The organism is Pseudomonas sp. CK-NBRI-02 (assembly GCF_008124495.1).
Taxonomy (GTDB): domain Bacteria; phylum Pseudomonadota; class Gammaproteobacteria; order Pseudomonadales; family Pseudomonadaceae; genus Aquipseudomonas; species Aquipseudomonas guariconensis.
The window spans coordinates 26,975-35,272 of record NZ_VSJH01000016.1 but is presented as its reverse complement, the minus strand read 5'-3'; the positions used below and the strand labels follow the sequence as shown (position 1 = coordinate 35,272).

10 protein-coding genes are annotated in these 8,298 nt (G+C 60.3%); 6 read left to right on the top strand and 4 right to left on the bottom strand.

Annotated elements, in window-relative coordinates:
- Positions 1-159: 159 nt before the first annotated feature.
- The 4 genes from DQ397_RS13365 (at position 160) to DQ397_RS13350 (ending at position 1,811) form a co-directional block, all read left to right on the top strand.
- Positions 160-567 (top strand): GFA family protein, encoded by a 408-nt coding sequence (locus tag DQ397_RS13365; RefSeq protein ID WP_043215631.1) that lies wholly within the window; start codon positions 160-162, stop codon positions 565-567.
- A 72-nt stretch (positions 568-639) separates the two neighbouring features.
- Positions 640-978, top strand: coding sequence for an FKBP-type peptidyl-prolyl cis-trans isomerase (locus tag DQ397_RS13360; protein WP_043215633.1), 339 nt, complete (start codon positions 640-642; stop codon positions 976-978).
- Between the two features lie 133 nt (positions 979-1,111).
- Positions 1,112-1,564: a hypothetical protein gene (locus DQ397_RS13355; RefSeq protein ID WP_043215635.1), complete on the top strand. Its 453-nt coding sequence runs from the start codon at positions 1,112-1,114 to the stop codon at positions 1,562-1,564.
- A 7-nt stretch (positions 1,565-1,571) separates the two neighbouring features.
- A complete protein-coding gene (locus tag DQ397_RS13350) occupies positions 1,572-1,811 on the top strand; it encodes a hypothetical protein (protein ID WP_043215638.1) in 240 nt (79 codons plus the stop codon).
- A 105-nt stretch (positions 1,812-1,916) separates the two neighbouring features.
- Here DQ397_RS13350 and DQ397_RS13345 read toward each other — a convergent pair whose 3' ends face one another.
- From DQ397_RS13345 to DQ397_RS13335, 3 genes are all read right to left on the bottom strand, one after another.
- On the bottom strand, positions 1,917-2,645 hold the full coding sequence (locus DQ397_RS13345) for an aspartate/glutamate racemase family protein (RefSeq protein WP_043215640.1): 729 nt from the start codon (positions 2,643-2,645) through the stop codon (positions 1,917-1,919).
- Between the two features lie 13 nt (positions 2,646-2,658).
- Positions 2,659-4,194 (bottom strand): NCS1 family nucleobase:cation symporter-1, encoded by a 1,536-nt coding sequence (locus DQ397_RS13340; protein WP_043215641.1) that lies wholly within the window; start codon positions 4,192-4,194, stop codon positions 2,659-2,661.
- A gap of 471 nt (positions 4,195-4,665) precedes the next feature.
- On the bottom strand, positions 4,666-5,103 hold the full coding sequence (locus tag DQ397_RS13335; protein ID WP_043215643.1) for an Lrp/AsnC family transcriptional regulator: 438 nt from the start codon (positions 5,101-5,103) through the stop codon (positions 4,666-4,668).
- A 133-nt stretch (positions 5,104-5,236) separates the two neighbouring features.
- On the opposite strand from DQ397_RS13335, the gene DQ397_RS13330 reads away from it, so the two are divergent.
- Entirely contained in the window at positions 5,237-6,136 is a 900-nt protein-coding gene (locus DQ397_RS13330) for a DMT family transporter (RefSeq protein WP_043215645.1), read from the top strand.
- 149 nt (positions 6,137-6,285) lie between these two features.
- The gene (locus DQ397_RS13325) at positions 6,286-7,212 is read left to right on the top strand and encodes a class I SAM-dependent methyltransferase (RefSeq protein WP_043215647.1); all 927 of its coding nucleotides are present in this window, start codon (positions 6,286-6,288) and stop codon (positions 7,210-7,212) included.
- 71 nt (positions 7,213-7,283) lie between these two features.
- On the opposite strand, the gene DQ397_RS13320 is transcribed toward DQ397_RS13325, so the two are convergent.
- The gene (locus DQ397_RS13320) at positions 7,284-8,282 is read right to left on the bottom strand and encodes a sulfate ABC transporter substrate-binding protein (RefSeq protein ID WP_043215648.1); all 999 of its coding nucleotides are present in this window, start codon (positions 8,280-8,282) and stop codon (positions 7,284-7,286) included.
- Positions 8,283-8,298 lie beyond the last annotated feature (16 nt).

Here is an 8,298-nt window from a genome sequence, read left to right as displayed (position 1 = left end):
TTTTGCCTACTTTTGCCCAAGAGCAAAAGTAGGTCGCCGTAAAGGCGAAAAGCGCCGGTGGCGCCCCCACCAAACCCGGATATTCACACAGCCTGAAAGCCCAAGCCCAAATAGAATCACCACCTATACTTCCCAGTCCCAAATGCAAGGAGCCTCACCATGACCCTGGAAAAACAAGGCACCTGCCTCTGCGGCGAAACCCACCTGAAAGTGACCGTCGACAACACCCACATCAGCGCCTGCCACTGCAGCATGTGCCGCAAGTGGACCGGCGGCCCGCTACTGGTCGTCCATTGCAGCCACCCTCCAACGATCGAAGGCCGCACGCCAAGCGTCTACGACTCTTCCGACTGGGCCCAGCGTGGTTTTTGTGGCCGGTGCGGCACACATCTGTACTACCGCCTCAAAGCCAACGATTTCTATGCCATCCCGGTAGGCCTGTTGGACGGCGAAGAAGCCTGGGCTTTCGACTTGCAGATTTTCATCGAGCAGAAACCCGCCTGGTACTGCTTCGCCAACCAGACCAAGGAATTGACCGGCCAGGAGGCATTCGAGCAACTTGGCTAGCGCATCAAGCCTTGCCAAAGTGGCACATTCCTGAGAAAAGGGCGGCCACAAATCCGCTTCAAGGAAACCGCCATGAGCAGCGAACTGCAAATCATCGATATCCAGGAAGGCGACGGCAAGGCTGTGGTCAAGGGCGCGCTGATCACCACCCAGTACACCGGCTGGCTGGCCGATGGCAGCGAGTTCGACTCCTCCTGGACGCGGGGTAAGCCGTTCCAGTGCGTTATTGGCACCGGCCGCGTCATCAAAGGCTGGGACCAGGGCCTGATGGGCATGCGTGTCGGCGGCAAGCGCAAGCTGATAGTGCCGGCGCACCTGGGTTATGGCGAGCGCAACGTGGGCTCGATCCCGCCCCATTCGGACTTGACGTTCGAAATCGAGTTGCTGGAAGTATTGACGCGCGATGACTGAGTCATCCGCGTCTTACCCGCGTTGCAGGTGAGGAAAAGTCATCCGGTAAACAACGAAACGACGGGTATTGCTCGCTCCACCGGCAAGGCACCTTCTGCGTTCGAGCGATGACTTTGAACGCTAAGGTGGGCACATGCAATTCACGAACATTCATCAAATGATCGGCTATCGGGGTGTGGTCTTTGACGTTCTGGAGTTTGAGGTGATGCGACGTTCTCAATTCGGGGCGCTTTACTTCGACGTGGCACGACAGGTAAACGATCGCATCATCGAAAGAGTAATAAAGGTCTATGACCGTATGCAGGCAAGGGAACGTCCCTGCCTTCTGAAAGTTTCGATTTCAAAGCCTCTGAACCGTGATCAATGCGATGCACTCAATGCTCAGCGCTGGACGTTAACCAGCTTGATCCCGGGCACAGCCCGACGTCAGCGGACCGCTGTGGCAGCCAAAATCAATGTCCCCGCTATTGTCGCTGAACGGTTGCGGCACTATCACGTGGGAGACAGATTGATTGGTATCGATGCCAGCGTTCACGGCGGTCTCGGGCCTCGGCAGTTGTCCACCTCAATGATCCTCAAGCATTGAGCCTCCAATGCACGAAAATGCATTTTCTCTTGTATCGATGTTCGTGGCGGCGTTCTTCATCGACCAGCGGCTAAAAGCGCCCAGATTGCGCAAATGGTTGGGCGTCGCCGTATTCATGGGAGGGCTGGCCAGCCTCTTCTATACACATCTCGAGACGTTTTGCGGCATTGACCTCATGCTATGCAAGATTTTTGCAATGATCATGGGGATGTGTCTTTTCTGGCGTCGAGATCAGCACATGAAGTGATGTGCCTGGCCGGCTGGAATCCACCTTTGCTGGTCGGTAATGCCCAAGCTCGCTTCCACACTTGCAATGGCGCAGGTGTGGAAGCGACAGCCGTCCAGTGACGGCTTAACGTCCGAACATCATCGGCCAACCCACGACTTTCTTCGCTCGGGGTGTCGCATAAGTGCGTACTTTCGAGGTGCTCAAGCCCAGCCTCACCAGGGATTCGGCGATGCTCACCGCTGCACTGACCCCATCTACTACCGGTACCCCCGTACGTTGACGGATCTGTTCATCGAGCCCGGCCATGCCGCCGCAGCCCAGGCAGATCACCTCGGCTTTGTCTTCACGCACGGCGCGTTCGGCCTGTTCGACGATCGCTTGCACGGCACGCTGCGGGTCGGCTTCCAGGTCCAGCACGGCAAGGCCACTGGCGCGTACCGAGGCGCAGCGGTCGTACAGCCCGGAGAGCTTGAGGCGGTCCTCGATCAGCGGCACGGTGCGGTCCAGGGTGGTGACCACCGAATATTTGTGGCCCAGGTACATGGCGGTGCTGGCGGCGGCGTCGGTGATGTCCACGACCGGTACGTCGAGCAGTTCCTGCAGGCCTTCGCGGCCATGCTCGCCATAGCCGGCCTGGATCACGGCATCGTAGGGTTGATCGAAATTGAGCACCCGGTCCATCACGGCGATAGCGGCGAGATAGCTCTCGAAGTTGCCTTCCACGGACTCCGCGCCGAACCAAGGCGTGAGGCCGACGATTTCGGTGCCTGGGGAGGCTACACTGCGAGCTTGCTCGGCGATGGCGTCAGTGATGGCGGTGGTGGTGTTGACGTTGGCAATCAGAATGCGCATGGAGATTTCCCTATCAATGGCTGCTGTGGTCGACGGCGATGGCTTCACCGCTGACGTCGAAGTACTGGCGGTTGCGCGGGGCGACCAGCAGGTAGAGGGTGGCTGCGGTGCCGGCACCGATCAGCCAGGAGAACGGCGCGACGCTGTGGAAGTGGGGCACCAGTGCCAGCACGATGGCCAACAGGGCTGCCGGCAGGAAGGCCGCGACGGCGCGCAGGTTGATGCCCCGCGTGTAGAAGTAGGCCCCCGCGGGATTCTCGCTGTAGAGCTCGGGTACATTGACCTGGCCTTTTCGCAGCAGCCAGTAGTCCGCCATGATCACGCCATACAAGGGGCCGAGCAGGGCGCCCAGACCTGACAGGAAGTACACGATCACCAGCGGGCTGTTGTAGAGGTTCCAAGGCAGGATCAGCACCGCCAGGGTGGCGCTGATCAAGCCGGCGCGGCGGAAGTTCAGATGGCGTGGCGCCAGGTTGCTCAGCACGAAGGCCGGGGCGACGAAATTGGCCATGATGTTCACCGCCACGGTGACGATCAGGAAGGCCAGGCAGCCGAGAACCAGGAAAGCTGTGCTGGGGATGGAGGCGACGATCTGGGTGGGGCTGTCGATGACCTGGCCGTTGATCTGGAACTGTGCGCCGCACAGCACCGCGGTGATGGTGGCGAACACCAGGATATTGACCGGTAGGCCCCAGAAATTGCCCACACGGATGGTCTTGCGGCATGGCGAGGAACGAGCGAAGTCGCAGAAGTTCAGCACCAGCGTGCCGTAGATGGCCAGCCATAGCGCGCCGCCGGCAAAGATGTTGCGCCACATCTCATAACCGGTCAGCGGTTCGGCCACCGACCAGGCGATGCGGGCATCGGCCTGGAAGTACATCCACCCGGCAAGGCTCGCCACGGTCAAGAGGATCACCGGGCCTGCGAAGGCCTCGTAGCGGCGCACCATCTCCATGCCGTAGGCAAGGATCACCAGTTGCACCAGCCAGATCGCCACGAAGCACACCCAGCCCAGGCTCGACAGGCCAAGAAGGCTGTTATCGTCGTAGGCCGCCAGCTGCGGCCACACGGCAGTGAGCAGTACGCGCAACACGACGGACGCCAAGTAGGTCTGGATGCCGAACCAGGCGATGGCGATCACCGCCCGGATCAGCGCCGGTATCTGCGCGCCGTGGATGCCGAAGGCGATACGACTGATCACCGGAAAGGGTACGCCGGTTTTCTGTCCCATGTACCCGGACAAGTTCATGAAGAAGTACACCAGCGCTGCGCCGATCGCCAGGGACAGAAGAATCTGCCAGCCGCCCAGGCCGAGGGCGAACAATCCCATGGCAAAGGAATAGTTGGCGATGTTGTGCACATCATTGGTCCAAAGCGCGAAGATGCTGTAGCGGCCCCAGCGACGGCCCTCGATACGAGTAGGGGCGAGGTCTCTGTTATGCAGGCGCGGGCTGAGTTCAAGCGCCGGCGAATGGCCATTCAATGGAAGAGAGGGGGAGGCGGTGCTGGCAACGGATAGTTCAGGGGCTAGGTTGAGGCTGGTACTCATGCGTCAGGCTCCTGATGCGCGTGGACTGCGATGAGCGGGCAGCGCACGGGCTCGCCATCTCGTCGGTGCAGCGTTGGCATCACTGGGTTCTGGGCGCAACGGCCTGTTGTGTAAGGCAGGCGCTGCGAGTTCTTGTATGTATGTTTTGTCTGGTTTGTATACAAAACATAGGCACACAAAAGCGAGTTCCATGCCAGGTAAAAACCAACTTTACGGGTATGGCCTTTTGCAACTTAACCCGCTGAAAGTTAAGTCGATGAATTAAGCGCAATATATGTTGACCAATTGAACAGGTTTTATTTCTCATCGTCGCTGTTAGTTGATCGATTGGTCAGATTTTTAGGTGGGAAGTGTGTAGGGGAGTGAGTGGATGACGGACAAAAGTGCACACAAAAATGACACTTTAGGTGACATTCTTGTGTACAAATTATCGATCGATAAATGTCAATAACGCTTTTCGTAAATCCCAATTCAAGCCATTGGCGGCAGTCGGCGTTTAACCGGGGTTTTCTTGATGATCGCGGTATTGGTTTCCGCCAGCACATTGATGCGATCGAGCAGCGTATCGAGTTGCTCCATTGACCTCACGTGCAAGCGTGCGATGAAGCAGTCTTCCCCGGTGACCTTGTCGCACTCGGTGAACTCGGGGATGGCAATGATCTGCCGCTCCACCTCCTGCAACTGACCCGGCAGCGGGCGGATCCGTACGATGGCTTGCAACTGGTAGCCGAAGCTGCGCGGATCCACCTCGACGGTGTAGCCGCGCAGTACACCACGCTCCTCCAGGCGCCGCAGGCGTTCGCTGACACTGGGGGCCGACAGGCCACTGACCTGGGCCAGGGCCTTGAGCGAGCGGCGGGAATCTTCCATCAGCGCATTGATCAGCAGTTGGTCGATGTCATCGGTCATGGGTACCTCGTTAGGCGTTTTTTGTTTTCTGCCTTGATAGTAAAGGCAAGATGACGAAATCGCCTTTTTAATCCGCTGGATGGCACGCTAGGGCACTGGGCATACTGTGGCCATGTTCGACAGGAGGTGTGAGATGGACAATTCGTTGCGCCGCGGCTCGCTGGAAATGGTCGCCGCCATGCTGATTTCCGGGACCATCGGTTGGTTCGTGCTGGTGTCCGGTCAACCGGTGCTGGAAGTGGTGTTCTGGCGCTGCGTGTTCGGCGCCGTCACCCTGTTGCTGATCTGCGCTGCCATGGGCTTTCTCAAACCCGGTGTGTTGACTCGCGCTACCTTCCTGCTGGCGGTGGCCAGTGGCGTGGCTATCGTGGGCAACTGGGTGCTGCTGTTCGCCTCCTACTCCAAGGCTTCGATCGCCATTGGTACGGCGGTCTACAACGTGCAGCCGTTCATGCTGGTCGGGCTGGCAGCGTTGTTCCTGGATGAAAAGATCACCCTACCCAAAATGACCTGGTTGAGCCTGGCCTTCCTCGGCATGCTGGCCATCGTCAGCGCCCATGGCAACGGCCAGGGTGGGGCGGGCGACTATCTGCTGGGCATCGTCCTGGCTTTGGGCGCGGCCTTTCTCTATGCCGTGGCCGCTTTGATCATCAAGCGCCTGAGCGGTACGCCGCCGCACCTGATCGCGCTGATTCAGGTGACCACGGGCATCCTGTTGCTGGCGCCGTGGGTCGGCGGTGAGGGGCTACCCGTTGAGACGTCGGCACTGGCCAGCCTGCTGACGCTGGGAGTCGTGCACACCGGCGTGATGTACGTGTTGCTGTACAGCGCTATCCAGCGCCTGCCTACCGCCCTGACCGGCGCGTTGTCGTTCATCTACCCGATCGCGGCGATCCTGGTCGACTGGGTGGCCTTCGATCATCGTCTGGCGCCGCTGCAGTGGCTGGGTGTGGCGGCGATTTTGCTGGCTGCAGCAGGGATGCAGCAGGGGTGGTGGTTCCGCTCGGGCAGGGTCGCGCTGAAGGGCCAATGATCGAAGGCTCCTGAACCACCGGGGGCGCTTTGCGCCCCCCGCGAAACAAGGCTGCTCCTAGCAACGCCTGCGTTGGGCCGCGTAGCAGCCTCAAAAGCCCAAGCGAGCGCTATTAGGTAGAATGCCTTCTTTTTGCTTGCGACCCGATCATGACCTCGCCGATCCCTACCCTCGAGCAGCACTTGCTCGCCGCCCTCGACCCCGCCCCGCAAGAGACCCGCCGCCTATTCCATGGTCGTGGCCGCTGCTGGCCGGGGCTTGAGCAGATCACGGTCGATTGGTTGGAAGGCGTGCTGCTGGTGGCGTTGTTCCGTGAGCCGCCCGAGGGCCAGCTGGCAGAACTGCAAGCGATGCTGCGCAGCCTCGCCGAGCGCCCGCAATGGACTGGCCAGGCCATCCTCATCCAGCACCGCTACCTGCCCGAGAGCCCTGGCCAATGGCTGCTGGGCGAGCCTTGCCAGCAACGGGTGGTGGTGGAAGACGGGCTCAAATACCTGCTCGACCTAGGGGTGCGCCAGAACAACGGACTGTTCCTGGACATGCGCTATGGCCGTCGCTGGGTGCGCCAGCAGGCCGCGGGCAAGCGAGTGCTCAACCTGTTCGCCTACACCTGTGGGTTCTCGGTGGCGGCGATCGCCGGCGGTGCGCAGCAGGTGGTCAACCTGGACATGGCCAAGGCCGCGTTGTCCCGGGGACGGGAGAACCACCGGCTCAATGATCATGACTCATCCCGCGTCGCGTACCTGGGCCATGAGTTGTTCAAATCCTGGGGCAAGGTGCGCAAGTACGGGCCCTATGACCTGATCATCATCGATCCGCCCACCTTCCAGAAAGGCAGTTTCGTACTGACCCAGGACTACGCCAAGATCCTGCGACGCTTGCCAGAGTTGTTGACGGAAGGGGGAACGGTGCTGGCCTGTGTCAATGATCCAGGCATCGGGCCGGGTTTCTTGATCGAGGGCATGGCCGAGCATGCGCCAGGGCTGGCATTCGTCGAGCGGCTGGACAACCCGCCGGAGTTTCCGGATGCGGATCCGGAAGGTGGACTGAAGGCGCTGGTGTTCCGTCAGGCCTGAAGCAAGCTGCGCCGATCCTTTGTCGCGCAAACCACACCATGAAAAAGGGGGCTCCAGGCCCCCTTTTTCGCTTAATTGCTGGTGTAGATCTGGTCGAACACGCCGCCGTCGTTGAAGTGGGTCTTCTGCACGGTGCGCCAGTCACCGAAGGTCTTCTCCACCGACAGGAAGTCGACTTTCGGGAAGCGGTCGGTGTATTTGGCCAGGACAGTGGCATCACGCGGACGCAGGTAGTTCTGCGCAGCGATCTCCTGGGCCGCCGGCGACCACAGGTACTTGAGGTACTCCTCGGCTACGGCGCGTGACTTCTTGCGCTCGACGACTTTGTCGACCACGCTCACCGGCGGTTCGGCTTCGGCCGACACGCTCGGGTAGACCACTTCGAACTGGTCGCGGCCGAACTCGCGGGCGATCATCTCGGCTTCGTTCTCGAACGTCACCAGCACATCGCCGATCTGGTTGGTCATGAAGGTGGTGGTAGCGGCGCGGCCACCGGTATCGAGCACCGGAGCCTGCTTGAACAGCTTGCCGACGAAGTCGCGTGCCTTGGCTTCGTCGCCGCCCTGCTTGAGCACATAGCCCCAGGCGGAGAGGTAGGTGTAGCGGCCATTACCCGAGGTCTTGGGATTGGGTACGATCACCTGCACGCCGTCCTTGAGCAGGTCGGGCCAATCCTTCAGGGCCTTCGGGTTGCCTTTGCGCACGATGAACACGGTGGCGGAGGTGAAGGGCGCGCTGTTGTTCGGCAAGCGCGAAACCCAGTTGTCCGGCACCAGCTTGCCGTTGTCGGCCAGGGCGTTGATGTCTGTGGCCATGTTCATGGTGATGACATCGGCCGGCAGACCATCGATCACTGCCCGCGCCTGCTTGCTCGAGCCGCCGAAGGACATCTGTACGTTGACCTTCTCGTTGTGCTCGGCTTCCCAGTGCTTTTGGAACGCTTGGTTGTAGTCCTTGTAGAAGTCACGCATCACGTCATAGGAAACGTTCAGCAGGGTGGGAGCGGCCTGGGCCAGGTTGCCCAAGGCGAGTCCTGCGGCGAGCAGCGAGGCGGTGAAGAGCTTTTTCACGAAGCTATCCTTGTTC